Raw genomic sequence first — 26,382 nt, 5'->3', positions numbered from 1 at the left:
CTACGGTGAGGTCGGGCCGCGATCGGTCGGGCCGCGCTGTGCGGCGACGAATTCCGCCAGGTTCGCAACGGTCGCGAAATGATGGTGCATGTTACGTGTTTCGGAATCGACGGTGATTCCGTAGCGTTTCTTCAACGCGAGCCCAAGTTCCAGCGCATCCACGGAATCAAGTCCCAGGCCATCGCCGAACAAATCGCCGGCGCTGTCGATATCTTCCGGACCGATGTCTTCAAGATCAAGTGTTTCGATAATCAATGCCTTGATCTCGAGTTCCAGTTGCTTCATTTGTCAATTCCTGTTGGAAATAGTGATGCAGGTAATCGTTCATCCTGCGCCCCGCGATGGGCGGTGAGTGGCGGCTGGCCCATTGAGCCGGGTCCAGTGCGTCCCCGACGACAATCCGGTAGTGCATGCGCCGATATGGTATTCGATACCATGGATCTCCCTTGCCGAGGCTGCGTGGACTCATGTGTATGACCACTGGAACGATGGATCGGGCGCCGCGCAGCGCAATGGCGCAGGCACCGCGGTGAAACCGGGGCAAGTTGCCGGGTGGGGTTCGTGTTCCCTCGGGAAACACGATCAATGTCTCTCCGTCGCGCAAGGACTGAGCCGCACGGTCGAACATATCGAAGCTTTCGTCATTTGTGACGTATCCCGCATTATGTACTGCCCCCCGTGTGAAACCGTTGGTAGCGAGGCCGTGCCTGACGATACAGTTTGCATTGTCGAGCTGGGCAATAAGGAATACGACATCGAGCAACGATGGGTGGTTGGCGATGATCATCTGGCCGGGTCCACCCAGTCGCTCGCCATTGATTACCTCGATTCTCAGGATGCCTGTGTACACCATGAAGCGCACAAACCAGCGAAAGGACTGATGAATGGTGCGTCGAGCGCGGCGTTTCCTCGTGCTGACATCCGTGGGCCATGCCTGTTGCAGAGGGAATACAACCCCACGCAAGAACAGACCACCCAGGCCAAACAATGTGAATGCCATGCCGGTCGCTACCAGGCGCCAGTGCCACGCATCTTGTTTGCGGGGTGTGGTCATGCCGTCCGCGTCCAGAGCCAATGGCGATCACCGCTGGTATTGAGCAGCGACGGTGATCCGAGGCAAAGATGGCGTACGAAATTCAGTGAATTGGGCCACAGCTGGGGGATGTTGGATTCATCCTGGTGTCGTTCCAGTCGCCATTGCGTTCCTCGCTCTATGCGAAAGGCCACGGCGTAAGAGAACGGTACGTCGTCGATCCAGGGGACATAGGCCGGAGGTGGGCGCTCTTCAGCCAGCACCACCAGGGCTGATCGGGCACCCCGGCGCAGCAGGAAGGCGGCTTCCATGAAAGCATGTTCCAGGCCGTCTGAATTGACCGACAGCGCAATGGATTCAGTCTTGTCGCCGCGGACGATCGACCACATGCCTGCGATGGCATTGTGTACCGACAGGCCGAATGAGGTCGGTGATAGACCTTCATTGCGGCCCATTGCCTGGAGCAGCGCGAAGCTGCGTGTGGTTTCGCCATGCTGTGAGGCGAAAACCAGAGGCATGGGCGGTCGATTATCCGCCAGCGGCCAGGCACAGTCGAATACCATCCGAGCCATAGGGCTTAGACGGCGCCGCTGCATGGGAGTCAGGAAACCCAGCGGGGGCGACTCGTAGTCGGCCAGAGGACAATAAGGATGGGCTGCCCATTGCATCCAGCTTTCTGCGTCGCGCATTTCCGGCGCCCAGGCTCGCCATTGTCCGATCGAGAATGTCACCATAGCGCGCGATTATACTGGGCCTTCACGCGCATTCCGCCTCCGTCGTACACTTCCTGCCTTCAATAAATGTTAAATGCGTTCTTTCCGCAGCAACTTCTGCTTACCTTCGCGCAGCCGTCGGCCCGCGCCTACTACTCGTTGAATGCACTTTCCCTCCACGATTCGACCCGAGTGGCGCGCGAGCGGGGTCCCAAAGCGGAACTCGACTGGCAAGTCAGCCGAGCGTTGCTGCGCGCATGCCGACAGCGGGAAGGCGATGACCGGGCTGAATCGCTTAGTCACAGTCGCGGACATGCGGTACTGGCACAAGCGCCGCTAGCCTGCAAAGTCGGGGTCGATATGGAAATGATAAGGCCACGTCGCGTTATGGCGCTCGCGGAATGGGCATGTAACGCCACCGAAATCGATTGGCTGCTTGGACAGGATGATCCGTTAGCGCAGCATACGAGCTTTTATATGTTGTGGACATTGAAAGAAGCATTCGTGAAGGCGGCTGGCCTCGTCTTCCCTTCGGACTTGAGCCGTGTCGGGCTTGACTGCACTACCGGGAATGTGCCTTCGCTACGGGCGCCGGATGGCGCATGGCTAGCCAGAACCTACCTGCTCGGCTCTGACTGCGTGATCAGCGCGGTATGGCATCCGATGATTGATCAGGCCATGAGGGAGGAGCCAGTATGGCGTGCCGGGCCTTCCAGTGTTTTGCCCCCGTTGGCGATCCTGGGGGCCTGGCGCCAGCACGCCGGATCAGCGATCAGTTAGTAGAGACTTTCCCAATCTGTTTGATCAGTCCGGACCACTTGCTGACGTCTTCACGTATGTAGGCATCGTATGCTTGCGGCGTGTTCACCACGACGCTGGCACCTTGTTCGGTGATCCTGTTCTGAAATGCCTGGCTTGCCGAGGCCGTCTTTATGGCATCATAAATCGCGTGGATGACGGGTTTAGGCGTACCTTTGGGCGCAAGCAAGCCGAACATCGTGCCTATTTCGAAGTTGGGCAGACCCTCTTCGGCAAACGTGGGTACGTTCGGCAGCACCGGCAGCCGTTCATCGCTGGCCACGGCAAGAGCCTTCAGTCGATCAGCCTGCAGCATGCCGCGGGCCGACACATAAGTCGTGAACGTCATTTGTACCTGCCCCGATACAATGTCGGTGATCGCGGGTGCGGCGCCGCTGTAGGGCACATGGGTCATGTCGATGTTAGCGCGCAGTTTAAGCATTTCTCCTGCAAGATGAGGCGCGCCGCCGGCTCCGCTGCTCGAGAAATTAAGTTTTCCGGGGTTTTCCTGGCCATGCTTGATCAAGGATGAAAGCGTTCCGCCTGCGAAGTCGGGCCGGGTGACCAGCAGCAAGGGCGCAAACGCCAGCATCGTGACGCCGGAAAAGTCGCGCACGGGGTCATACGGGACCTTATCAATGACGGCGGGGTTTAGCGTCAGGTTGGTACTGGTGAACAGCAGCGTGTAGCCATCCGGTTGAGCTTTACTCACCACTTCCATGCCGATATTGCCACTGGCGCCGGCGCGGTTCTCGACCACGACCGGTTGTTTCAAGGCGGTCGAGATCGTGTCTGCCGCCATCCGGGCCAGGATATCGGTGCTGCCTCCGGCGGCGAATGGGACGATTATGCGTATGGGCTTGTCGGGGTAGGCGTCCGTTTGCGCCAATGTGGGGGCGCCCGGGCCCAACGAGAGGGCAGCTATCGATAAGGCAGTTGCCAGCCATTGTTTTTTCATGGTGTCTCCGAAGTGAATGAGTATTGAATTGCTTGGATGCCGTAGTTACTTGGGAATACTGACTTTCGCCCACTTGTTTACTTCGGCCCGGATCAGTTCACTGAATTCTTCTGGCGAGTTGCCGACAGTTTCCAGTCCTTGTTGCAACAGTTGCTGCTGGATGAGGGGGTCGGCGAGGAATGTCCTGGTTTTCTGGGCAAGCAGTTGGACGATAGGCGGTGGCGTGCCGGCCGGGGCCAGAAGGCCATACCAGGTACTGACGTCAAAATCTTTGAAGCCCTGTTCGTTCAACGTAGGCACGTCAGGGACCAGCCGGGAACGATGGGCCGACGTCACACCCAGTATCTTCACCTTGCCCGCACTGACGTACGTAGCGGTTGAAACCGGCGTTCCGAACATCAGCGGGACTTGGCCGCCCACCAGGTCGATGGCGGCAGGCGCTGCCCCTTTATAGGGTGCGTGCAGCAATTCGATGCCAGCTTCCTGTGCGAACAGTTCGCCCGCCACATGCCCGACGCTACCGACGCCCGCCGATGAGAAGATCATCGGAGCGGATTGGTGCTTGGCCAATTCGATGAGCTCGCCGACGTTGTTGGCCTTGACGGACGGGTTCGCCAGAACCAGCATCGGCGTACGGGCTATCAAGGAAATCGGGGAGAAGTCCTTTACGGTGTCGTAGGGAACGTTGTCATATACCGCCTGATTTATGCCATGAGTGCCCACGGTGCCCAGTACCAGTGTATAGCCATCGGGACGTGCTTTGGCGACGTAGTCGGAACCTATCATCCCGTTCGCGCCGGGACGATTTTCAACGAGGACGGTCCGCCCGGTAGCTTTGCCAAGTTCGGATGCCAGCAATCGCGCAAGGAAATCGGTGCCACCTCCAGCTGAAAATGGAGAGACGATGGTGATCGCTTTGGATGGGTAAGCGTCCTGGGCGGCTGCGCTGCCGAGTAACACGCTGCTGACGAATAACGTCGCCAGGCTTGTTCGCCATAGCCCAGGATGGCCTATGAACGTGCTGGCAGCGCGTGGCTGCCCACCTTTTTTGAATAGGGTCATATCGTCTCCGGACACCTTTGATTTTGTTCTGACTTCGAAAGCCGTAATAGGTCAGTGGGCTTTCGGGGGCATTTGGCCATCTCGATTCCAAGCTGGCCATGTGTTGTCCGTTTTAGCAATCGCTGCGGTGCATTGAAAGTGGCAGACGGCGAATAGCATTTTCGAAAAAAATGAATCGTTGCCGCGTGCCCGGATGCCGCTTGTGCATGGCTGCCTTGGCAGGAAGATCATTCAAGTTAAATGAATAACGTCTTCGAGAATTGTCTATGTTCCGTTCGGGCCTGAACGAGCAGAATGGCGGCAATGCTTTTACGGACGACACTATGAAACCATCAATGGAAGACCGACGCAGGGTGCTGGCAGTGACAGCGGCTGTCTTACTGACATTCACCGCCGGCGTTGCTGCCCAGGCCCAAGCACAATACCCGGAGAGGCCGATTCGTCTGGTCGTGGGCTTTCCTGCAGGCGGCGCGTCGGACGTTGCGGCCCGTGCAGTGGCCGAGAAAATGTCCCTGCGCCTGAAACAGCCTATCGTTGTCGAGAACAAGCCGGGTGCCGCCAGCAATATTGCGTCCGATACGGTGGCCAAGGCGCCGGCTGACGGCTACACCGTTCTATTTGGCACGATCTCGCTAGCCATCAACGGCAGCCTGTACAAGAAATTAAATTACGACCCGTCGCGCGATCTGGCGCCGGTGTCACAGCTGTCCTCGGCACCGTTTCTTTTGGTTGTGAATCCGGCCTCGCCGTTCAAATCGGTTGCCGACTTGATCAAGGCGGGCAAGAACAATGACAAGAGTAATCCGGTCTATTACGCCAGCGCCGGCAACGGTTCGGGCGCGCACTTGTTCACCGAACTCCTGGCCAGCCGTGCTGACCTCGACTTGACGCATGTGCCCTATCGGGGCGCCGCACCCGCCATGGCCGATGTGCTGGGCGGGCAGGTGCCGCTTACTTTCGACAACATAATCACCACGTTGCCGCTGGTCCAGGCTGGAAAGCTGCGGGCGCTGGCCGTCAGCAGCAAGCAGCGCTCTGCAGCGGCGCCCAATATCCCGACCCTGGATGAAGAAGGCGTATCCGGCTACGACGCGACCTCATGGTTTGGCCTTTTTGTCCCAGTCGGCACGCCGGCACCCATCGTTGCAGCGTTGAACCAGGCTGCCAGCGATGCGGTACGGACGCCTGAGGTCAGCGCCACGTTGCGCGGCGTGGGTGCCGAACCGGTTGGATCCTCCGCGCGCGACTTCCAGACCTTCTTCAAGTCAGAAGTCGCGAAATGGGCAGACGTAATTCACCGCGCAAAAGTCGAAGTGAATTGAGGCGCGGGGCAACCCGGCGCAGGGCAACCTGGCGCAGGGCACCTGGCGCGAGCCTATCTTCTTTTAATCAAATTTCGGTGTGTTTCATGAAAATTTGGCATCAGAGCTTTACGGTATTGAGTGATTTGGGCGCATATAACGACGCCCTGAAAGCGCATTTCTCGCGCATTGCGCGTCCTGGTACGCAGATAGACATGCATGGCATGCACCCGGGAACATACCGGTCCAATTACCCCGGTTCCGACATACGCCATGCGTCGCTGCAATACATACATGGGTTGCAGTTCATGATGGCGGCCGTAGAGGCGCAGCGTCAGGACTATGATGTGTTCGCCATCAGCACCTTGCCGGAACCGGCTCTGCGCGAGATTCGCGGTCTGGTCGATATACCGGTCGTTGCCTATGGCGAGTCCGCGATGCTGACCGCCTGCATGCTGGGAAGAAAGTTCGGGGTGCTGGTCTTTATCGACGACCTTAATGACCTGATCGAGCAGAACGCACATGGACACGGCCTGGCCTCGCGTTTTGCCGGTGCGATGCCAGTAGGTTTCACATTCAACGACGTGTTGAAGGGTTTTGAAGACCCCACAGAGCTTATTGAACGCTTCCGTGTCGCAGCACGAAAACTGATTGCCAAAGGCGCCGAAGTCATTATTCCGGGTGAGGCGCCCATGAATATCCTGTTGGCGCAAAATGGATTGTCCGAAGTGGACGGCGTCCCGGTTCTGGATTCACTGGCTACATGGATAAAGCAGGCCGAAGCGATGGCGGACCTGCGTAAATTCTGCGGCACGAAGCCGTGCCGTACCGGGTATTACCACAAGCTTCCAGAGATGGACCGGGTCAATGAGATTTTTTCGTTTTACGGACTGGACCCACTTCGACAAGTGTCTTGACACTAGGCCTGCGGCGCGCGTCGAATACATCGAGCAGGTAGTCGATGAAGGCGCGCACCTTAGGCGACGTGAAGCGTGACTTGACCGTAACCGCATGGAACGTGCGGACTTTTGTGTCCCATTCGGGAAAGAGTTCTACCAGCTTTCCCTGGCTGATTAAATCGGCCACGAAAATATCCAGTACATGAATCAGGCCCATACCCTGCAGGGACGCCTGGACCAGCGCCTGCGTGTTGTTGAAATTGAGTACCCCTTGCGGCCGGATCGTGCATTCGGTATCCGCATCGCTGAGCGTCCAGGGAATAGGCGCGTTGTGGCCTTCTTCGAATAGCCCCAGGCAGCGCTTTGGGTCGATGTCATTCGGATGCGACACGTTCATCGCTTTGACCATGGCGGGATCGCCGCAAATGATGTGCCTCGCTTCATAGATAGGGCGCCCCACCAGATCCGCATCTTCAATCCTGTCCATGCGTATCGCCACGTCGGTACCGCGTTCAATCAGCTTTTGCGGGTGATTCGTCAGCGTGACGGAAACCGATAAATCGGGATGGCGCTTGGTGAACTCGATGAGCGCGGGACAGATCAGACTTTGCCCGATGGCGAAGGGAGCCTCGATGCGTAGCGGCCCGGCGATGTCGGTGGCATTGAGCTTGACGTCGGACTCGGCCTGCGCAACCGCTTTCAATATTTCCTGGCAGCGGGGCAGGAACAGGCGTCCTTCTTCCGTGAGGTGCAGATGACGCGTGTTGCGCTGGATCAGCGTAACGCCAAGATGTTTTTCCAGGTTGCGCAGGCTGGACGTCACGGTGGCATTTGCGAGGTCCAGGGATTCGGCGGCGCGGGAAAAACTGCCGCACTCTGTCACCCGCAGAAACACTTCCATTCCCCATAGCCTGTCCATGACGCCTCCTTTCACTTTTTTCTAATAGATCATTAGGCGCGAGCGCCTAAATCAATCGGGCGCGAGGCCCTAAACTCTTCAAGTGTACCGTGTGATACGGCAGTAACTATTCTATAAGGTGGACCAATGGAGAAGTCTTTTGATGTGGTGGTGGCCGGTTGTGGCGTCGCAGGTTTATCGGCTGCCGTGTCCGCAGCGGAACAGGGACTGACCGTGGCAGTGCTGGAACGCGCTTCCCGGGAGGAGCGGGGCGGGCAAAGCCGATTTACCGAAGCCTACCTTAGAATGAAGGCCATCGATGAGGTGGCCGACGATTTTGAAACGCACCTGGCCGAAAACGTCGGTCCTTATGTCGATCCAGACATGACGGCCGAAATGGGCCAGGACAGCGCTTCGTGGTCTCACATCACTCGATCGCTTGCCATACCCGATTCAGAACTGATCGGCAGCTTTGCCGATCATGTTCCGGGCACCATACAGTGGCTTCAAGGGCTGGGTGTCAAGTTTGACTTTCTGCCCACGGCATTCCTTACCAAGACACAGCCCCGGCTATTGCCGGTGGGTGGCGGCGAAGCCCTTGTCGAAGCGCTCGCCGCGAGTGCCGAGGCCTTGGGCGTTACGTTCTTCTATAACACCTCCGCGCGCCGCCTGATCACGGACGAGGTCGGGACGGTGCAGGGCATTGTCGCCCAAACGCAGGGTGAGGGCGGCATACGCTTCAAGGGACAAGTGGTATTGGCCTGCGGCGGATTCGAGGGCAACCCGGAGATGCTGGCCAAATATCTGGGTCCACGCTCGGTATATATCAGGCCGGTCTGCAAAGGCGGCTACTACAACCGTGGTGAAGGCATAGAAATGGCGCTCGATGCGGGGGCGGCAGCTTGTGGTGAATTCGGGAGCTACCACGCGGAACCGGTAGATCCGCGTTCCGGCATCTCCGAACCCGCCGTGTTTATTTTCCCATACGGAATACTGGTCAACAAGAGCGGCAAGCGCTTCACAGATGAAGGCCCGGGGACCGTAGACGCTTACTATGAACGCGTCACCCGCCGGATCTACGAGCAGGAAGAAGGCATTGCGTATGTGATCCTCGACGAAAAGGTGAAGGACGTCCCTAACTACCGTTTGGCCATCCGGACGGACCAGCCCGCCATCGAAGGCGCCACCCTTGAAGCATTGGGGGAAAAGCTAAAGCTGCCGGCTGGGGCGCTGGCCGAAACAGTCCGACGTTATAACGAATGTTGCCCCACAGACGGCAAGTACGATCCGCTCCATATTGACGGTCTTGCAACGCAGGGCTTGACGCCCCCGAAGTCGAACTGGGCAAGACCGCTGGAGCACGGCCCGTTCATTGCCTATCCCATTATTTCGGCTAACGTGTTCACCTTCGGCGGATTGAAAATCAATTCGGCGGGGCAGGTTCTTGATACCGACGGCATGCCTATGGCCAACCTGTACGCCGCTGGCGAGACGGTAGGTATGTATTACACGAACTACACAGGTGCTACGTCGGTGCTGAAAGGCTTGGTATTCGGCAGGCTCGCAGCCCAACATATTGCGGATTCCCCGCAATGATGGCCGGCGGCAAAGGGGAAACCATGGACGTTGCGCTCAGCGTTGCCATTGTGCAGAGCGTTGCCCGCGAACTCGCCAATGGGCTATCGCCGGCGGTACGCGACAGTGCTCGCCTGCACATTGCCGATGCATTGGGAATAGGCACAGCGGCGCGCGCGACCGAACTGGCACGGCAAGTCACCGCCGCGCAAACGCTCCTGGCAGGCAAGGGCGACTGCAGCCTGATAGGCGGTGGCACGGCCTCGCCGGCCGCGGCGGCATTCATCAATGCCTCGCTGATTCATATTCTGGACTACGACGATATCCACGATACGGGCCGACTTCATCCGGCTGCAGTGATCGTACCCGCCGCATTGGCGGCGGCGGAGATCGCCGGGGCCACCGACGAGACATTGGTCGACGCGGTCGCGATAGGCAGCGAGCTGATCTGTCGCCTCGGCGTCGTGTGCGCGCCCAAGGGCGACGGACCCGGATCGGAATGGTTCCTGACCCAGTTGCTTGGCTACGTCGCTGCCAGCGTTGCCGCCGGTATTGCGCTGGGGTTCTCACAAAGCCAGTTGGTCTCGGGCATAGGCCTGGCCTATATGCAGGCGGCGGGCGGGAAGCAGGCTGGCTTCGGGACGGGGGCCACGGCGCGCGCCGTGTATCCCGCTTTTGCCGCGCAAGGCGGCTTGCAGGCAGCTCTGCTGGCGCAAGCGGGCGTCACAGGCCCCGAGGGCGCGCTCGATGGCGCAGCCGGCCTTTTTCGCCTCTACCTGGGGGGGCCGTTGCGGGCGGAACAACGTACGGCCCTGTTGGACTTTTCCAGATGGCATTGTTGTGACGTCGATATCAAACCCTGGCCAAGCTGTCGGCTCTCACATCCTTATGTGGCCGTCGCGCTTGCGGCGCGCAAGAAAGGTGGTCTGTCGCAGGTCACGCGTGTGCGTGTTGCCGTCAACGCGTCCGCCGCGCGCCTTTGTCGTCCCTTGCCACAACGCCAGCGTCCCGTGACCTTGCAGGATGCGAAGTACAGCATTCCTTTCATGACCGCGTTTGCGCTCGTGCGGGGCGCGCCGACTCTGGAAGGCCTGGGAGAAAAAATCATGGGTGACCCGCAAGTCCTGGATATGGCCGGGCGCATCGAAATCGAAGAGAATCTTCCGGATAATCCGGGCCACCCCGCCGCGGTGCTTACCCTCGAGCGCGGTGACGGGGTCGAGCGTCATGTTTTCGCGCTCGAGGACCTGCACATGGATGCGCCAGCGGTCAGGCTTAAGTTCTTCGAGTGCTTCCGCTACGCTGGACTGGACGGCGTGGCCGAATCGGCATGGAATGCAGCAATCGCCGGGCAAGTCAAGCAGGCAGTCCTGTGTTCCGGCGGTACGCCGGTATGAGCGACTCCTGTTCCAGCATGCAACGTGCTCTCCGGCCATGTTGCGACCTGATTCCTATTGCCGACAAGGAGTGGTATGTACAGTTCTGAACTTATGGCGGGCCGCGTTGCGCTCGTCACCGGTGGCAGCGGCGGGATAGGCCGGGCTGTCTCGCAGGCTCTCGCAACCTGCGGCGCACGTGTTGTGTCTGCCGACATCTCTATAAAGGACTCCGTCGAGACCGCGCCAGGAATCGAGTACGTTGCCCTGGATGTGACGACACGCAGCGACGTCAGGCGCTGTGTCGATGACATTATCAGGCGCTACGAACGACTGGATATACTGGTGAATGTCGCGGGCGTCGTATCGACGGGAAGCGCCGAGCAAATTCAAGAGGAAGAGTGGGACAGGGTCATCGATATCAACTTGAAAGGCACGTTTTTGTGCTGCCAGGCGGTAATGGCGCACATGCGCAGCCAGGGCTTTGGCCGTATTGTGAATCTCGGTTCGGTGATCGGCAAGAATGGCGGGAATCCTCGTCCGTGGCTGGACCCGCGCGAACAGGACCGCGCCAGCAATGTCGCATATGGCGTTTCCAAAGCCGGCGTGCACATCATGACCGCTTTCCTTGCCAAAGAACTGGCCAATTCCGGGGTTACGGTGAACGCCGTCGCGCCCGGGCCGGTGGCCTCGGCAATGACAACAAATTTTCCGCAGTCCCTGAAGGACTTGATACCGGTCGGTCGCATGGGAGCGGCCGACGAAGTTGCATCGGCCGTTGTGTTCCTTGCATCGCCGCATACCGCTTTCATTACTGGGGAAACGCTCGATGTCAATGGCGGCATCTGGTGCGACTGAACACTTTTTTAATCAACAACTTGTGAGAAAAAACACTATGCAACAGCCTCGTTCTATCTATTTGGTGCTCGATATGGAAAATGACCTGGTGCACGATGATGGCCCCAGCGGCAAGGGGCCGATGGGCGAACAAGTCCGCGAGCGCAACATCATTGCCAAGACGGCAGGCGCGATCAGGAAGGCCCGCGCGGCCGGTGTGTTGGTCGGTTTCGTGCGCGTTGGATTTTCACCCGAATATCAGGAATGTCCGCCTGCGTCCCCGATCTTCTCAGGTGCACCCAAGGGCGGCTTGTTCAAACTGGGCACGTGGGGTACAGAGATCCATCCAGGTCTCGAAAAGCTCCCCGGCGATATCGATGTGGTCAAGCATCGCGTGAGCCCCTTTTATTCCACTACGCTTGAAGCGCAACTCCGCGCGCAGGGTGTAACACGCATTTATTGTTCTGGCGTATCAACACAGGCGGTCGTACAGGCCACCGTTCGCGATGCACATGATCGAGATTACGAGATCATTCTGCTGGAGGATGCCTGCGCCGCCCACAGCGCCGAAGAGCACGCCAATTCTATCCAGAGCATTGCTCGCTTTTGCAAAACCGAAACGACTGATACCGTGGTATTCGCCAACCCTTAACCTGTACACCTAATAAAAAACCCCTTGAGCCGCCTGGTACACAGGCTCAAGGGGTTTTTTTGCAAGGACAGCGCCGGACTAATTACTCATTGCAACGTCCGCTTCTTTGAGGACTGCGCCCCAACGCTTGTATTCCGTGGCGAAGAAGCTCTGGAATGCTTCCGGCCCCGCGAGGACGGATGGCACGACGGCGACGTTTTCGAGTTGCTTTTTCACATCCGGCCGTGCAATGGTCTTCTTAATTGCTTCGTCTATTTGCGTGAGAACATCAGCAGGAGTTCCCGCCGGGGCGAATACGCCAATCCAGTTCACTACATTAAAGTTGGGAAGTACTTCCCGCGCCGTCGGAACGTCGGCCAGGAAGCTCACCCGATCTTCGCTGGTAACCGCAAGCGCATTCAGGCGACCGTCTTTGATCAGCGCATACAGAGGGGGAAGGTCCATGACGATCCCATCCACGTGGCCAGCCAAGGTATCGGTAACGGCAGGACCAGCGCCTTTGTAGGGGACGTGGACGATGTTGCCCTTGGATGCCTGCTTAAGCAACTCGATCGTCAGGTGTGGAAGGCCGCCCGCTCCCGACGAAGACAGCGTGATTTGCTTGCTTCGTGCAAGATCAAGGAGCTCCTTCAGGCTTTTCACTTTCAACGTCGGTCCGATGGCGATTGCCTCGGGTGTGAGTCCAACGGTGTTGATGGCGGTCAGGTCCTTCATGGAATCAAATGGCGCCTTGGTCATGGTCTGCGGGGTCAGCACCACGGGACTGACGCTGGAGAGCAGCACAGTATAGCCATCGGGTTTCGCCTTGGCGACATGGCCAGCGCCTATGATGCCGCCTGCGCCGGCCCGGTTCTCGACGACGATGGTTGTGCCCAGCGCTTCGCCTAGTGCCGGCGCGACGATGCGTGCGACGATATCGTTGGATCCTCCTGGTGGGTATCCCACAACCATCGTGACCGGTCGGCTTGGAAATTTTTCCGCCATTGCGGGGGCCGGCATAATGAGCGGGCAGAGGGCAAGCGCGGCCAATACGAGTCCGTGCTTGGCGAGATGGCGAGATTTCGACGTGTGTCTATACATTTGAGTGTCTCTCGATAATTATTCTGGGGTGGCGGCTTTAGACGTGAGCCTCAAGGCGACACGGTGTAGACGATTCTATAGACCGGGGTTGGCGGCGGCAATCGTCGTGGACGAAAACGCTTTTCATATTTTCCGAATGTTGGGCTGCTGCGTCCCGACTATGATGATAGTCGGCCAGAAAGTCCTGGCCTTCGATAATAATTGCCGTCAGCGAGGAGACAATGTTGAGACTATGGCACCAAGTTTTACCGACCTTAATGAGTTTCCGTTGTACGGTGAAACCTTGCAATCGCACGCCAATGCTGTCGTTGGGCCGGATGTTTCCGTGGTGGTCCATGGCTTGCGCCCCGGTACGTATCCACCTGCCACAGCACCCATGGACGTGAACAGCAGGGCGGGGCTGCGGCTGCTCAATGCACAGCAGGTTTGCGAGGCGGCGGTAGTGGCACAGGAGGCGGGCTATGATGCCTTCGCCCTCGGATTTTTTTTGATCCTGCCCTGCACGAAGCGCGCTCGCTCATCATGCCGCGTTTTTTGCCGGCGGCCGCGCAGCGGGATGTTTCGATGTAAGCAGGCGGCTTTTGTACGCGAAGCCCACCGATGCGATGGTCGACCATGTCCGCGCGTCGACAGGCGCGTTCAGTCGTGGAGAAGAACAGTTCTCCGGCGGCCCGGCCTCCGACTGAGCTCAAACGCCCATTGTCAGTGACCTGTCTTGTCCAACTCGTGCGTGAGCGCCGGGAGCAATTCCTGCCAGTCCGCCACAACGCCTATGTGGGCCATCTTGAAGATCGCGGCGTCCGGATCTTTGTTGATGGCAATGATCTTCGTATGAGGATCGATTCCCGCCATATGCTGCGGGGTACCGGAAATGCCGATGGCAAGGTAGATTTCCGGCGACACATATTTTCCCGATTGCCCAACCTGGCGCGCCACCGGAGCCCATCCGGCGTCGATGGCAGGAAGACTACCGCCCACCGCTCCGCCCAGTCGTGCCGCCAGTTCATAGAGAGCCGTGAACCCTGTGTCATTGCCCATCCCGCGTCCCCCTGAGACGACAAGCCTGGCGCCTTCCAGGCCGGCGTGTTCCTCGGCACGCGGCTGCGTGAGGATGTCGTAGGCGGTTTGCTTGGGTTCCCGATAAGGAAGGTGGTGTACGGCGGTGTCGACGGTGTCCGGTATCTCAGGGGCGCTGTCCTCGTCGCTTTTTCGTACTGCGGCCACGAAGGGGCCCTCGTGGCAATCCAGTGTCATTTCCAGGCGTCCGCCAAACGCGTTGCGTTGCACAGACATCCTGCCCTCGGGGTCAAACGCGAAATGCTTGCACTTGCCCAGGGGGACGGCTTTCAGCTTGGCCGCCAGTCTGCCTGCGATCTCTTCGCCGACTGAGCCCGCTGCCACCAAAAACAGGCTGTCGTTCGTGTAGTGGCCGGCTTCGTAAGAAGACAGTGCGTCGGCCAACATTTCGGCGATCTGATGGGGCTGCAATGGCCCCGCAGTCGGGGGGATGACCCAGACAGCGTCCAGGCCCAGCCTGCAGGCATGTTCAATGGCGTCGGGCGCATCGCCGATCAGGACAGCTCGGGCACTGCCGCCGCAACGTTGTGCCACCGCGCGTGCCACGCCCAACGGGGCATAGTCGGCAGTCGTCATGACTGGCGTGATGGGAATCAGTGCGTAAACGCTGCGAGGCGGGTCAGTTTGCATGGGGTTCGGCTGAGGATGACGACGATTTCAAATAGGAGACCAGTGCGCCGGCCTGTTCCGCAATTGAACCCTGAAGCAGTCGGCACGGGGTATGGCCGCGGGGGGAGGTGGCGGGCGGTTCGCAGTGCATGACGGCAATCGCGGTATCTGCATCCGTGGTGTCCGGTGCGATCACCATGAACTGCTGATGCTTGGCCATCATCACGTTTTTCATGAGCGGGTGGCGCAAGCGATTGTTCTTGTCGTTGCTGATGCTGGCACAGGCGGGCATGGGCACCACGATGGATTCGTCCTGCCCGGTCGAGACGCGCTCGAACTGCAGTTTTCCATCGTCGATACTTCGGGCGTGCAGGGCCTGGCTTACGAACGGCCAAGCCCAATATTCAGCAAGGTATGCCGCCGTCATGCCATCGTCCATGTCGCCGTGTTCGCGGCCGATCAGCAGTGCATCAACGGGCCTGTCCGGTTGGTGCATGGCGGCCAGCGCGTGGCGCGCCAACCATGCCGGATTGCCTCGTTGGCCCACCGGGGGACAAAGGCCCCTCACGTAATCAATGCGATACGCTGCGACGGCCCGCATCAATGCAAGGTCGGACGACCCATCGGTGACCAGGGCGGTAATCAGGGTGCCTGGATCCCGGTCGCGGAATTTGAGCGCTGTTTCCAGGGCCGCTTCGTCGAATGGACTCAGCTTGAATGGCGTGGTTGGCGTATGGACGATATCAGCCCACTTGCCCGACGATGGCCGCTCGATAGGGCGCTTGGGGTCGGCGACGCCCGCGATCATTACGGCGATATGCATGTAGCGCGTCTCCCTAACTTGCCGCGGCGGTCGCCGTGCGGGCGGCGACGCGGCCGAAGATGGCGGCCTTGCCCAGCGCCGTGCCTGTCATGTAGGCCGCGCCGTGCAGGCCGCCCACGATCTCTCCGGCGGCATACAGGCCTTCCAGCACATCGCCATAGACGTCCAGCACACGCATGTCACGGTCTATGCACAGGCCGCAATAGGTGCCAAACACGGCGGCCGTGGACGGGTAGGCGTAATAAGGACCCTGCTCGATACGGACCAGGTCGCCGTACTGGTGGACAAGATGCTGGCGTCCGAATTCGGGGTCTGTGCCTGCATCGACATAGGCGTTATACGATGTGACGGTTTCAAGCAAGGCTTTCGCCGGCACCTCAATGAGCGCGGCAAGTTGTTCCAGTGTGTCGGCCTCTATCATCAGGCCTTCCTCCAGCCGTCGCTCCAGGTCAAGAATGCGTGTCAGGTTATCGCCGCTTTCAAGGATTCTGCGGTCCAGGATCTGATACGTGGTTCCATAGGGTTGGCGTATGCAGGCATCACCCAGCAGCTTATAGGAGATCGACTCATCCACGAACCGCTTCCCATCCTGGTTCACGGCGATGGCGCCTTTGTAGACGGCCAGGCAGCTGTGGTGGTTGGTCTCATCGGTGGGATGTTTGCCGTAAGTACCCTTGATGTAAATCATGTCCCGGTTGTCGGCACCGATTTGCCAGGCCATCTTGAGCCCATCGCCGACATTGCCTTCGCCTCCGATGAATACGGCGTCGTCGTATTGAGGCGCGTACTTGTGGACCAATTCGGCATTGCGGCAGAAACCGCCGCTCGCCAGCAGCACACCCAGGCTACCTCGGACCGTGAACGTATTTCCGTCGTGAAGGACGCTGACGCCTTCAACGCGGCCGGTATGGGGATTGCGTATCAAACGCTGTGCGGCCGCCGAAGCAAGCACGTTCACCATGCCGGTTTCCTTGGCACGTGCGGCGATAGTGCGCACGGTATCGGCGGGGTCCACGTTATGCACCCGCGGCACGGACTGACCCGAGGACGCTTCGATATTCCGGCCGAACTGCACGCCGGCCTGTTTTAGCCATTCATAGGTATCGAGCTGATTGTCCACATAGACACGCACCAGTGACTCGTCGTTTTCGAACTGGCCGACCTCGCGCAAGTCGTTGAACAGCAGCTCGCTGGAGTCTTCGATGTGGTTGTCACGTTGCAGATCCGTGCCGGCAAATGCCAGGCATCCTCCGCTCATGGCGGAAGATCCGCCGGTTTCCGCCTGTTTCTCCAGAAGGATGACCTGGTGTCCCAATCGCGCCGCCTCGAGTGCGGCCGAAAAACCCGCCAGGCCGCCTCCGACGATAACAAGCTCTGTCTGCAAATCCATAGTGAAACCCCTTGGTTATACGGCTGGCGGCACGGAGCCGGCATGCGTGGCGGCGTGCTTGCCTGAAATCCGGCCCAGCACAGAGCCTGCCGTCAGCCCGACGCCGCCGGCGTACTTGACATAGTAAAGCCCGCCCACCATTTCACCGGCCGCGTAGAGGCCCGGCAAGGCGTGGTCGCTATCGTCCAGGACCTGTCCCTGAGTGTTCACCTTGACACCGGCGTAGGTGCAGGTGATCCCGCAGGTGACGGCGTATGCCACGAATGGGCCGGTGTCGATCGGATTCGCCCAGTTCGATTTTGGAATCGACAGGCCTGCAGTGGATCGCCCGTCCTTGACGGCCGGATTGAAGGGAACCGCCTGATCGATCGAGCGGTTGTAATCTTGCACTGTCTGCAGGAAGGCCCGCTGGTTGATGCCGTCAAGCCGGGCCGCCAGTTCTTCGAGCGTATCGGCGGTGATGCGGGTGGCATGCTTCACGCGATACTCGTCCGGAAGCAGGTCTATGCTTTTGGCATCGAATATTTGCCAGGCAACTGCGCCCGGTTGGGCCAATACGCGGGCGCCCATGCCCGAATACGTATAGTTGCGAAAATCCAGCCCTTCATCGACGAAGCGCTTGCCGTCGGCATTGACGACGATGCCCAGTGTGAAATAGTTTTTTTGCTGATTCAGTAAATTGATGTCGCCGAAGGGCGGCGCATTCAAGTCGTAGAAGACGGCATGACAGCCGGTCCAGTTGCCATGCGGTGTCGCGCCAGCGTCCAATGCGAGGCTGATTCCGTCGCCGGTGTTGTAGCGCGAACCACGTACCTTGGCCAAGTCCCAGTTGGGCCCAAGGTACTTGGCGCGCCATAGTACGTTGGCGTGGTAACCGCCGGTGGCCAGAATGACCGATTTGGCACGGATGGACGTCTTGGCGTGGCCTGTGGCGGACTCGATGATCCAGGCATCGCCCTCTCGACTCAAGGCTGTGGCCCTTGCGTCGTAACGCAGATCCATATTGAGCTGTTCCGCCTTGGCATAGAGCCTTTCCATCAAACCCAGGCCGCCGCCGGACACTTCAACGGTCAGGCCGCCCCAGAATTTCTGTTTGCCGTCCACCTTGAAGGACTGGCGGCCATAGATGGGCATGAATCGCACGCCATGCTGGCGCAACCACTGCATGGTGGGAAGGCTTTGCGACACTACCGTTTCCAGCACATCCGCGTCCGCCCGATACCCGCTCATGGCGATGACTTCTTCGAAGAATTGATCTTCGTCATAGGTACCGAAGTCGCTGTTGCTGATTTCGTCCGGGTGCAGGTCGGGAACCAGGGTGAGCAAGTCGTCCACGCCGCGATAGGCAATGCGGAAGGCTCCGCCGGTGAAGGCGGAGTTGCCGCCTCGATGCTCTTTGGGTGCCCGTTCGAGTACGACTACACTGGCGCCGTTTTCATATGCTGCAATTGCCGCACAAAGTGCGGCGTTACCGCCGCCTATGACGGCCACATCAAATGATTCCATATTATTTTCCTAAGGTCAGCGAGCTGCCGCAATTCGAGAACTGATGGGCAATCGTATACATGTGGGCGCCAGCCAGCCAGACCGCGAGGGTGAATTACCTTTTTAAAAAAAACGAAAAGGCACATCCAGTCCACCGGCCTCGTCGTTCTCTGCACAGAATTGCCCTAGTTTTTTTGCATGATGAAGGCGATAGCCGGTGCACTGGCCTGCGACTATGGTTGCCAAGCGCACGCGTTCGAACGCAATTTGACCCCTTGACGTATCTGCTAGCAAAAATAGGCCGTATGGCCGATAAGTATGTGCGATTTAAGACCCTGGGTCACATAGGGTTTGGGGCACGGCCAGCTTTCATCTGCTGGGACCATTCCCACGCGAAGTCTCGCCGTGTCTTCGCAGTAAGCGCTGCAATGATCAGTATGGCAATCAGGGCGCCCAGTCCTGCCAGGGCCATATCTTTGTGTGCGTCCCACACGTCGCCCTGGGTACCCAAATAATTCATGCCTAGCTCGCCGCCGAATATCGTTGCCGCGCCCCACTCAATCAATTCGTACAGTGCCGAGGTGCTCAGCGTAAAGTCCAGCGGAAGGGCGTAAGCCCAGAAACCTCGTACTTCCACGACACGCAGGAAAAATTCCCGTATGGGATAGGCCAGCAGCAGGCCGTAGGAAAAATGCACGACCCTGTCATAGTTGTTGCGTTCCCACCCCAGCACGCTGTTCAAGGTATGCCCCGTCAGCGACTGCCACCACAGGTTGTAGGGAACCTCTGCGTAGGTGTAGTGCGACCCGACGGTGTGCAGTGCCAGAAACAGCAAAATCAGCAGCAGCGACGCGTTCGAGAAGCGGAACCAGCGGCGCATGGCCGCCAAAAGGAACGCGAGGACCAGCACGAGCACGTTCTCCAGCACCCAGTCATCACGGTGTGCGGGCCGGATCGCCAGTACCGTCCACAAAAGAAGGTATCCGCCAGCCGCAATGCGGACCGCAGTCCGGCTTGATAAAAAAGACATCGTTCAGCTTTCCGCCCTGAGTTGTCGTTTGTTCAATAGTGGGGCACGCGAGCAACAGGGTATTGATACTTGATGCAACGCGAGACAAAACGAGGCTGCCGCCGGCGAGGGCAAGCGATAGTCATACGGTTGGTGATCGGCTGGCGGTATCGGGCTGGCTGGTTTTGAAAGCATCGCGCGTAATCCGTTTTATTCTGTCTTAGGACGCCTCAATTGGATACCTGCGCTTACAGGCGTCCCGTGAAGCAATGGTATAAAAAATTCACGAGCAGGCACGGTGCCTGGAACTTTAAAGGATTTTCCATGAAGCGTAATCTATTAGCACTAAGCGGTGTGGTCCTGTGTGCGGGCCTAGTGGCTTGCGGAACGCCAGAGGACGCACGGGAATTGTCGCAGAAAACCGTCGAGTATCGCTGCGGCTCCGGCGGTGATCAGCCCCTGAGCGTGCAATATACCTTCCAGGGCAAGGAACCGCTGGCGGCCAAGGTGGTGTATCAAAACCAGGTGGTGGACTTGACGCGTGCAACGACCAACAATGCCGACATGGTGGGCAACACCTTCCGTGGCAATGGCTACACATGGACGACCGAGAAGTTCGATGCTGACAACGTGAGTGGCGTTAACGGCACTATGCTTACACAGGATGCGTCGCAGATGGTAAACGGCCAGAACACGGCTGTCAGTAACATCATTGTCAAGGACTGCAAAGTCGGCTCTTGAACAGTCGCGGTGAAAGAGGCTGGGCGTGGACGGCCAGCCTCATGATCGTCGGGCTCCGTCTCAAAGAAGCTCGGCAGCCAGCAGCGCGCGGGTGACTTCCCATCCTTTTGCTGCGATGGGATCGCAAAAGTTCCCGCAGTAGCGTTCCATCCCGACGCATCAGCGCTTCCATGATTTGCTCGTTTTCCGCGACGGCCCTGCTCCATCGCGACTGCTCGATGTTTCGCGCGTAGCGATATCGCCTGGTCTCGGCTTCGTCACGCCGCCATCCTGCCGCTGACCACCATTCCGTTCTTTGCCGCTTATACTTGCCATGGTGCTAGGCGACAAAATGGAAGACGCGTTTCGCCAATCCATGCTGCTTTCGCAAGGATTGTTCTCCATCTTTTTTAGCAATGGCCTGGTTTCAACACTGATGGTCCTGGCTTTTGGGCTGGGAGGCTGGGGACTGTTGCCCAAATTTCGACGCGGGCGTCGCCGGTTCGTGCCTGTAAAACCCTAATACGGATTCGACATGAGCATCAAATTGGGCTGCATAGCCGACGACTTCACAGGCGCCACAGATCTGGCCAATAACCTCGTCCAGGGCGGAATGAGGGTGTTGCAGGCGATAGGCGTGCCCAGTCATCCCTTGTCAGCCGACGTCGATGCCGTGGTCATCGCGTTGAAGTCGCGAACCATTCCGGCCGAAGCAGCGATTGCCGATACGCTGGCTGCGCTGCGATGGCTGCAGGCGCAGGGCGCCCAGCAGATCTACTTCAAATATTGCTCTACGTTCGACAGCACAAAAGAGGGCAATATAGGACCGGTGACCGAAGCGCTCATGGACGAGCTGGAGACTGACTTCACCATTGCAACGCCGGCTTTTCCGGACAACAAGCGCACCGTTGTCAAGGGCTATCTGTTTGTGGCCGACGTGTTGCTGCACGAGAGCGGCATGCAGAATCATCCCCTCACGCCCATGACGGACCCAAACCTGGTTCGCGTCATGCAGTCACAGTGCCAGCGCAAGGTTGGCCTGATCGATTATTCCATCGTGCAGCAGGGCGCGGCGGCTGTGGAACAGCATATGGATTTGCTGCGCAGCCAGGGCGTGGGAATCGCCATTGTCGATGCGCTCAGTAACCGGGACCTTATGAATATCGGTCCCGCGCTCAGGCGCTTGCCGCTCCTGACAGCCGGTTCCGGTGTGGCCATCGGACTGCCGCAGAATTTCGGGATTGCGTCCAGCAGCCAAGCCTGCGCACTGCCCGCGCCCCAGGGTGCGCGTGCCATCGTGTCCGGCAGCTGTTCGGTTGCCACCAATGCGCAGGTGGCATCCTTCATCAAGGCGGGTCACGCGGCTTTCGCGCTGGACCCGCAAGAAGTGGCGGCGGACAATGATGCCGTGGGCCGTATCCTGGCGCAAGCACTGCCCTTGCTGGATGCCGGTCCCGTGCTTGTCTATTCCACGGCTGATTCTTCATCCGTCAAAGCCGTGCAGGCCAGGCTGGGCGCGGCCGAAGCAGGCGCCATGATAGAAGATGCCATGGCGGCGATTGCACGCGGTCTGGTCGAAGGTGGAGTAGGGCAGTTGATCGTGGCCGGCGGCGAAACGTCCGGTGCCTGCGTGCAGGCCCTGGGTATTTCGCAACTTCAGATAGGCCGCCAGATCGACCCGGGCGTGCCATGGTGCCACGCGCGAACGACGGTGGGCGGTAGCGCTGGCATCCATATTGCGCTCAAGTCAGGAAATTTCGGCACTGAAGATTTTTTTGAAAAAGCGTTTGTCGTTGTCAACGAGTGAGGAGCATTGATGCACGAGAGTAAAGCGCGGGACGAGATGTGCAGGATAGGCAAGAGTCTGTTCGACCGCGGCTATGTGCACGCTTGCGCTGGCAATATCAGCCTTCGGCTCGATGACGGCTTCTTGATTACACCCACTGATGCCTGCCTGGGCTTTCTGGATCCGGCCGCATTGTCGAAGCTGGACCAGAACGGAGTCCATGTCAGTGGCGACCGCCCCAGCAAGACCATCCTCTTGCATCGACAAATCTACCGGGGCGCCCGCGCATTCGACGCCAATACCGCGTGCGTCATCCACACCCATAGCACGGCCTGCGTCGGCTTGTCGTTGCAAGGAGCCACCGGGCCGGAATGGATTCCCGCATTGACACCTTACTTCGTCATGAAGGTGGGTCACGTACCCTTTATTCCGTATCACCGGCCAGGCGCACAAGCTTGCGCCGATCTGGTCGAGGCCGCCATTACGGCATACGGCCAGCGTGGTTGCCCGATACGATCGGTGATGCTCGAGAGGCTGGGCCCCAACGTATGGCACGACACCCCTGCGGCGGCCATGGCCACCCTGGAAGAGCTGGAGGAAACAGCCGCCTTGTGGCTGGCGTGTCGCCAGTCGATCAATGCGCCGGCGCCACTGACGGATTTGCAGATCACCGAGTTGCGCGAAGTTTTCGGGGCGCGGTGGTAGCGGTTTCCAGGGAAATCGCCGCGTACAGACGGCTGAGCTCAGCTTACGCCCAATGCGGGGCGCTGCTGCGCAGCGCCGTTGCCGGCAGGTCCCACCGCATGGGTATGCCTTCCAGTTCGCAAGGCGGTTTCAGCCGCCTTGCTGGGCCCCAGTCGGTTTGCTCTATATCGACGGCATGATCGGCGGCGGTCTCCGGTTCCATCGCATGATCTTCCCCTCTTGTCTGCGTCAATGCGCCGCCTCGTTGTGATACCAGCAGTTCGCCAGTGCGTGCCAGGGACAGCCTGCTGACGGAACCGTATCCACCCTGCTCGCGCCGAGTCAGTCCACGCAGGACCGCCGCCGCCACGAGATAGCCAGTGGCGTGGTCCAGCGCTTGTACGGGCAAGGGAGTAGGTTTGTCGCGGCCGAAGTAGCGCATGCCGGCACTGGCAATGCCATCACTCATCTGCACCAGGCTGTCAAAGCCGCGACGCGAGCGCCACGGTCCCGTCCAGCCATAGGCGTTCAGGCTCACGTCCACCAGTCCTGGTCGCAGGGCATGGCGCGCCTGTGTGCCCAGTCCCAGGCCGTCAAGCGCATCGCCGCGATAGCCGTGTACGACGACATCTGCGAGAGCCAGCAGTTCTTTCAGGCGGGCGAGGTCTGCGGCCTTGCGCAGGTCGAGCTGTGCGCAACGCTTGCCCAGCGTGACCTCAGGCACCATGCCCGGTTCGGTCCAGAATGGCGGGTCGATCCGTAGCACCTGGGCACCGTATCCCGCCAGGAATCGCGTGGCGACTGGACCGGCCAGCACACGGGTCAGGTCCAGCACTTTGACGCCGGCCAGGGGGCGTGCAAGGGACGTCGTATCCTGATCCGTCCGTCCTTTGCTCGCCTCTTCGGCATGGATGACGGGCTCGCCCCGTACTGCTTGTCCCTGAGGGTGCCTGAGCCAGTCGTCCCTGCCATGCATTGTGGCGGCGCAGCCGCCTGCACGGACGATGGCGTCTTCAAGCTCGGCGGCGTGCCAATGCGCTATCGTCCGTGCCACCTCGCCCGGATCGGCGCGTGTTCCCAGTACTGACAGGGCGGCAACCAAATGGTGGGGAGCATTGGTATGCAACCGTACCCACCCGTCGCGAGCCTGATAGTCGCCTGTGACGGGATCGCGCAGCGCGGGAATCTGCCAGCCTTGAGGTCTCAGCGATGTACCGAACCAGAATGAAGCGAGCCGCCGGTCTATGCTGATTGCCGGAGAATGGCCGAAGCGCGTGTCTACGTAATCGGCAAGAGCCAGTGCGGCGGTGCCAATGGCGGCCACGGCGAAGGCGGTAAGCGGAAATGCGGAAGGTAAACTGCCCTCGCCCGTGATGCCAGGCATGGCCGCGTGGCGCCGGTCGGCCGTGACGGCCGACGGTGGTTGCATGGCATCAAGGAAGGTGGCAATGGTGATGGAGTCTGTCATTGCGATTCCCGCTTTTAGAAAGAATTTTCCGTTAGCCCATCATACGGTTTTTGCGGCTCGAACGACTACCGTCATCTGGCCCGCTGTGGACGCAGTGCGCTGCACACGTTAAACTGCGGCTTGACGTTTGAAGCAGTTCTTCATCAGGCCGCTGCACAGCGGTCCGGCTTTCAGCCGAAACACCATGCCCGGCCAGCTTGGCCGCGGACCCATCAAGTTGGTCGCTGCTTAACCAACTTTGCACCTTGTCGATCTCGCAACGCCAATCAATTCGGTGGCGGTGAGCGTACCGTTGCTGCTCGTTGCTGCAATTCCAGCGCCGGCTGCCTGACAGCTGCCGGCATTCATGCCGTCCTTTTTTTAAATGGGAAACGGCCTTTTTTTTTGATCACTGTACTTCACGAAACAGATAGATTACGAACATATAAGGATCACCACGCATGCAAGAAACTGCATTCTTTCAGCTGTCGACCTCTACGGCACTTTTATTGCTATTCGGATTCTACGGGGCGACATTCCTTCTTTCTTTGCTAATAGGCAAGAAGAAGGAAAACGTAGACGGCTACATGGTGTCTAACAACGCCGTGGGATTCGGGCTCTCCGCTGCCAGCATGATAGCCACCTGGATCTGGGCAGCCTCTTTCTATGCCAGTGCGACATCCGGCTATAAGTACGGGCTTTCAGGGCCTATACATTATGGTCTGTGGGGCGCCTTGATGATCATGTTCATCTATCCCTTCGGCAAGCGTTTTCGAAAACTCGCGCCCAAGGCGCATACGCTGGCCGAGGTGATCCAGGCCCGGCATGGCACTTCCAGCCAGTTGATCATGGCTGGCTCCAATCTGATTGGCAGTTGCATCAGCCTGATGGTCAATTTCACCGCCGCGGGTGCGCTCGTCTCAATACTGAGCCCATTGAGTTTCATACAGGGCGTGCTGATCGCCGGACTGGGCGTGCTGTCTTACACCTTGTGGTCGGGTTTCAGGGCATCGGTAATGACTGACTTTGCACAACTGATTGCGATGATACTGGCGGCGGTCGTGATAATTCCCATCATCTTCTTCAACGCCGGCGGCACCGATATGCTGATGGCCAATATGTCGAACCTGACGGACCAGCAGTCGAATTTTTTCTCGACCAAAGCGCTTCTCGAGCAAGGAGCGCCGTACTTCGTTGCTGTGCTGGCCTATGCCATCGGCAATCAAACGATTGCACAACGCTTGTTTGCGGTGCGGGAAGACCTGATAAAGTCCACGTTCCTCACTGCGACGGTCGGTTATGGTGCCGTGGTGATCGGCCTGGGCATGCTGGGCATGCTTGCCTTGTTTGTCGGCCTGGTGCCCGCCGATGGCAATATGAACAACATCATTCCGCAGATGGCGTCGACCTATTTGCCGCCTTTCGGCATTGCGCTGTTTTTCATTCTTGTGGTTGGTTCGCTGTCGTCCACGGCCGATTCCGATCTGTCGGCCTTGTCGTCCATCATGATGACCGACATCTATGGCAAGAACCTGGCGCGTGGCAAGCCCGACCCCAAACGCATGTTGTGGTGGGGCCGCGCTACCATGATCGTGGCTACGATGCTGGGCGTGGTATTCGCCAGCCTGCGGCTGGACATTCTTGTCATGCTGGTATTCGTCGGGGCGTTGTGGGGCGCCATCGTGTTTCCCGTCATCATCAGTTTTTACTGGAATCGTGTCACCAATAAGGCCTTTACGACGTCGGTTATCTGCGCCGTGACCTTATTCACCATCTCCCGATTCCAGCTTATCCCCATACACGGCACCGTGGCGTCTTTCTTTGAATTCTGCGCCTCGGTCGGTGCAGGTGTTGTCGTCGGGCTGATGACGTTCGCCTTTTTCAACCGCAAGATCTCCATTATCGTTGGCGTCGCCGTCATCGCTGGCTCGCTGCCATACACATTAGGTTTCCTTCGAGACTATGCCGTCTTGTTGAGCTCGCTGACCGCCTACGGCGTCAGCGCCATGGTGTGTACGGCAATGAGCTGGCGCAGCAAGGAACGCTTCGATTTTGATCAGCTCGCCATACGCGTCACGTCGTTCCATACCGACGAAGACGCCGCGGCGGGGGTCGAGCCGGCGTTTCGCCCTGTGGCTGACCCCCTCCCCTCCAACGCTTAAAGGAAAAT

The 26,382-nt window shown here is 59.0% G+C and carries 25 protein-coding genes; 12 read left to right on the top strand and 13 right to left on the bottom strand.

Annotated features, from left to right (window positions below):
- From CR155_RS14205 to CR155_RS14195, 3 genes are read right to left on the bottom strand one after another with little or no spacing between them, the layout of a single operon-like run.
- Complete coding sequence (locus CR155_RS14205; RefSeq protein WP_102070686.1) at window positions 1-285, bottom strand: phosphopantetheine-binding protein; 285 nt, start codon at window positions 283-285, stop codon at window positions 1-3.
- Entirely contained in the window at window positions 236-1,054 is an 819-nt protein-coding gene (locus CR155_RS14200; protein WP_102070685.1) for a lysophospholipid acyltransferase family protein, read from the bottom strand. Before CR155_RS14200 ends, CR155_RS14205 begins: the two co-directional genes overlap by 50 nt.
- Window positions 1,051-1,722 carry a beta-ketoacyl synthase chain length factor gene (locus CR155_RS14195; RefSeq protein ID WP_233214293.1) on the bottom strand — a complete coding sequence of 224 codons (672 nt, stop codon included), beginning with the start codon at window positions 1,720-1,722 and terminating at the stop codon, window positions 1,051-1,053. Before CR155_RS14195 ends, CR155_RS14200 begins: the two co-directional genes overlap by 4 nt.
- A gap of 111 nt (window positions 1,723-1,833) precedes the next feature.
- On the opposite strand from CR155_RS14195, the gene CR155_RS14190 reads away from it, so the two are divergent.
- The gene (locus tag CR155_RS14190) at window positions 1,834-2,526 is read left to right on the top strand and encodes a 4'-phosphopantetheinyl transferase family protein (RefSeq protein WP_102070683.1); all 693 of its coding nucleotides are present in this window, start codon (window positions 1,834-1,836) and stop codon (window positions 2,524-2,526) included.
- On the opposite strand, the gene CR155_RS14185 is transcribed toward CR155_RS14190, so the two are convergent.
- Together CR155_RS14185 and CR155_RS14180 are read right to left on the bottom strand one after the other, a co-directional pair.
- Window positions 2,519-3,502: a Bug family tripartite tricarboxylate transporter substrate binding protein gene (locus CR155_RS14185; RefSeq protein WP_102070682.1), complete on the bottom strand. Its 984-nt coding sequence runs from the start codon at window positions 3,500-3,502 to the stop codon at window positions 2,519-2,521. The two genes, CR155_RS14190 and CR155_RS14185, sit on opposite strands and share 8 nt — an antisense overlap.
- Before the next feature lie 45 nt (window positions 3,503-3,547).
- Window positions 3,548-4,564, bottom strand: coding sequence for a Bug family tripartite tricarboxylate transporter substrate binding protein (locus tag CR155_RS14180; RefSeq protein ID WP_102070681.1), 1,017 nt, complete (start codon window positions 4,562-4,564; stop codon window positions 3,548-3,550).
- A gap of 323 nt (window positions 4,565-4,887) precedes the next feature.
- On the opposite strand from CR155_RS14180, the gene CR155_RS14175 reads away from it, so the two are divergent.
- Window positions 4,888-5,886 (top strand): tripartite tricarboxylate transporter substrate binding protein, encoded by a 999-nt coding sequence (locus CR155_RS14175; RefSeq protein WP_233214290.1) that lies wholly within the window; start codon window positions 4,888-4,890, stop codon window positions 5,884-5,886.
- A gap of 86 nt (window positions 5,887-5,972) precedes the next feature.
- Window positions 5,973-6,782: an aspartate/glutamate racemase family protein gene (locus CR155_RS14170; RefSeq protein ID WP_102070680.1), complete on the top strand. Its 810-nt coding sequence runs from the start codon at window positions 5,973-5,975 to the stop codon at window positions 6,780-6,782.
- Here CR155_RS14170 and CR155_RS14165 read toward each other — a convergent pair.
- Complete coding sequence (locus CR155_RS14165; RefSeq protein WP_102070679.1) at window positions 6,730-7,683, bottom strand: LysR family transcriptional regulator; 954 nt, start codon at window positions 7,681-7,683, stop codon at window positions 6,730-6,732. The genes CR155_RS14170 and CR155_RS14165 overlap by 53 nt on opposite strands.
- 126 nt (window positions 7,684-7,809) lie before the next feature.
- On the opposite strand from CR155_RS14165, the gene CR155_RS14160 reads away from it, so the two are divergent.
- The 4 genes from CR155_RS14160 (at window position 7,810) to CR155_RS14145 (ending at window position 12,102) form a co-directional block, all read left to right on the top strand.
- A complete protein-coding gene (locus tag CR155_RS14160) occupies window positions 7,810-9,258 on the top strand; it encodes an FAD-dependent oxidoreductase (protein WP_102070678.1) in 1,449 nt (482 codons plus the stop codon).
- A gap of 23 nt (window positions 9,259-9,281) precedes the next feature.
- Window positions 9,282-10,634, top strand: coding sequence for an MmgE/PrpD family protein (locus CR155_RS14155; protein WP_158238280.1), 1,353 nt, complete (start codon window positions 9,282-9,284; stop codon window positions 10,632-10,634).
- A 75-nt stretch (window positions 10,635-10,709) separates the two neighbouring features.
- Window positions 10,710-11,471 carry an SDR family NAD(P)-dependent oxidoreductase gene (locus tag CR155_RS14150; RefSeq protein WP_199171764.1) on the top strand — a complete coding sequence of 254 codons (762 nt, stop codon included), beginning with the start codon at window positions 10,710-10,712 and terminating at the stop codon, window positions 11,469-11,471.
- 37 nt (window positions 11,472-11,508) lie between these two features.
- Complete coding sequence (locus CR155_RS14145; protein WP_102070676.1) at window positions 11,509-12,102, top strand: cysteine hydrolase family protein; 594 nt, start codon at window positions 11,509-11,511, stop codon at window positions 12,100-12,102.
- A 78-nt stretch (window positions 12,103-12,180) separates the two neighbouring features.
- On the opposite strand, the gene CR155_RS14140 is transcribed toward CR155_RS14145, so the two are convergent.
- From CR155_RS14140 to CR155_RS14115, 6 genes are all read right to left on the bottom strand, one after another.
- On the bottom strand, window positions 12,181-13,086 hold the full coding sequence (locus tag CR155_RS14140) for a Bug family tripartite tricarboxylate transporter substrate binding protein (protein WP_158238279.1): 906 nt from the start codon (window positions 13,084-13,086) through the stop codon (window positions 12,181-12,183).
- 798 nt (window positions 13,087-13,884) lie between these two features.
- Entirely contained in the window at window positions 13,885-14,889 is a 1,005-nt protein-coding gene (locus tag CR155_RS14135; protein ID WP_102070674.1) for an electron transfer flavoprotein subunit alpha/FixB family protein, read from the bottom strand.
- Window positions 14,879-15,691, bottom strand: a complete 813-nt coding sequence (locus tag CR155_RS14130) for an electron transfer flavoprotein subunit beta/FixA family protein (RefSeq protein ID WP_102070673.1) — start codon at window positions 15,689-15,691, stop codon at window positions 14,879-14,881. The genes CR155_RS14135 and CR155_RS14130 overlap by 11 nt, the downstream gene beginning before the upstream one ends.
- A 13-nt stretch (window positions 15,692-15,704) precedes the next feature.
- On the bottom strand, window positions 15,705-17,081 hold the full coding sequence (locus CR155_RS14125) for an FAD-dependent oxidoreductase (protein WP_102070672.1): 1,377 nt from the start codon (window positions 17,079-17,081) through the stop codon (window positions 15,705-15,707).
- A gap of 15 nt (window positions 17,082-17,096) precedes the next feature.
- Window positions 17,097-18,587 (bottom strand): FAD-dependent tricarballylate dehydrogenase TcuA, encoded by a 1,491-nt coding sequence (gene tcuA / locus CR155_RS14120; RefSeq protein WP_102070671.1) that lies wholly within the window; start codon window positions 18,585-18,587, stop codon window positions 17,097-17,099.
- A gap of 319 nt (window positions 18,588-18,906) precedes the next feature.
- Window positions 18,907-19,596 carry a DUF2238 domain-containing protein gene (locus CR155_RS14115; RefSeq protein ID WP_102070670.1) on the bottom strand — a complete coding sequence of 230 codons (690 nt, stop codon included), beginning with the start codon at window positions 19,594-19,596 and terminating at the stop codon, window positions 18,907-18,909.
- Window positions 19,597-19,899: 303 nt separating this feature from the next.
- Here CR155_RS14115 and CR155_RS14110 point away from each other — a divergent pair, with 303 nt between their 5' ends.
- From CR155_RS14110 to CR155_RS14095, 4 genes are all read left to right on the top strand, one after another.
- Window positions 19,900-20,316: an ACP-like domain-containing protein gene (locus CR155_RS14110; RefSeq protein WP_102070669.1), complete on the top strand. Its 417-nt coding sequence runs from the start codon at window positions 19,900-19,902 to the stop codon at window positions 20,314-20,316.
- A 331-nt stretch (window positions 20,317-20,647) separates the two neighbouring features.
- Window positions 20,648-20,818: a hypothetical protein gene (locus CR155_RS14105; protein ID WP_199171768.1), complete on the top strand. Its 171-nt coding sequence runs from the start codon at window positions 20,648-20,650 to the stop codon at window positions 20,816-20,818.
- Window positions 20,819-20,830: 12 nt separating this feature from the next.
- Window positions 20,831-22,102: a 3-oxo-tetronate kinase gene (otnK, locus tag CR155_RS14100; RefSeq protein ID WP_102070667.1), complete on the top strand. Its 1,272-nt coding sequence runs from the start codon at window positions 20,831-20,833 to the stop codon at window positions 22,100-22,102.
- A gap of 9 nt (window positions 22,103-22,111) precedes the next feature.
- On the top strand, window positions 22,112-22,786 hold the full coding sequence (locus tag CR155_RS14095; RefSeq protein WP_102070666.1) for a class II aldolase/adducin family protein: 675 nt from the start codon (window positions 22,112-22,114) through the stop codon (window positions 22,784-22,786).
- A 43-nt stretch (window positions 22,787-22,829) separates the two neighbouring features.
- On the opposite strand, the gene CR155_RS14090 is transcribed toward CR155_RS14095, so the two are convergent.
- Window positions 22,830-24,233: a CoA transferase gene (locus tag CR155_RS14090; protein ID WP_233214289.1), complete on the bottom strand. Its 1,404-nt coding sequence runs from the start codon at window positions 24,231-24,233 to the stop codon at window positions 22,830-22,832.
- A gap of 440 nt (window positions 24,234-24,673) precedes the next feature.
- Between CR155_RS14090 and CR155_RS14085 the strand changes: the two genes are divergently transcribed.
- Window positions 24,674-26,374 carry a sodium:solute symporter family protein gene (locus CR155_RS14085; RefSeq protein WP_102070665.1) on the top strand — a complete coding sequence of 567 codons (1,701 nt, stop codon included), beginning with the start codon at window positions 24,674-24,676 and terminating at the stop codon, window positions 26,372-26,374.
- Window positions 26,375-26,382 lie beyond the last annotated feature (8 nt).

It is taken from the genome of Pollutimonas nitritireducens, from assembly GCF_002849615.1.
GTDB lineage: Bacteria > Pseudomonadota > Gammaproteobacteria > Burkholderiales > Burkholderiaceae_B > Pollutimonas > Pollutimonas nitritireducens.
The sequence above is the reverse complement of the archived record's forward strand: the minus strand, read 5'-3'. Positions and strand labels throughout refer to the sequence as shown.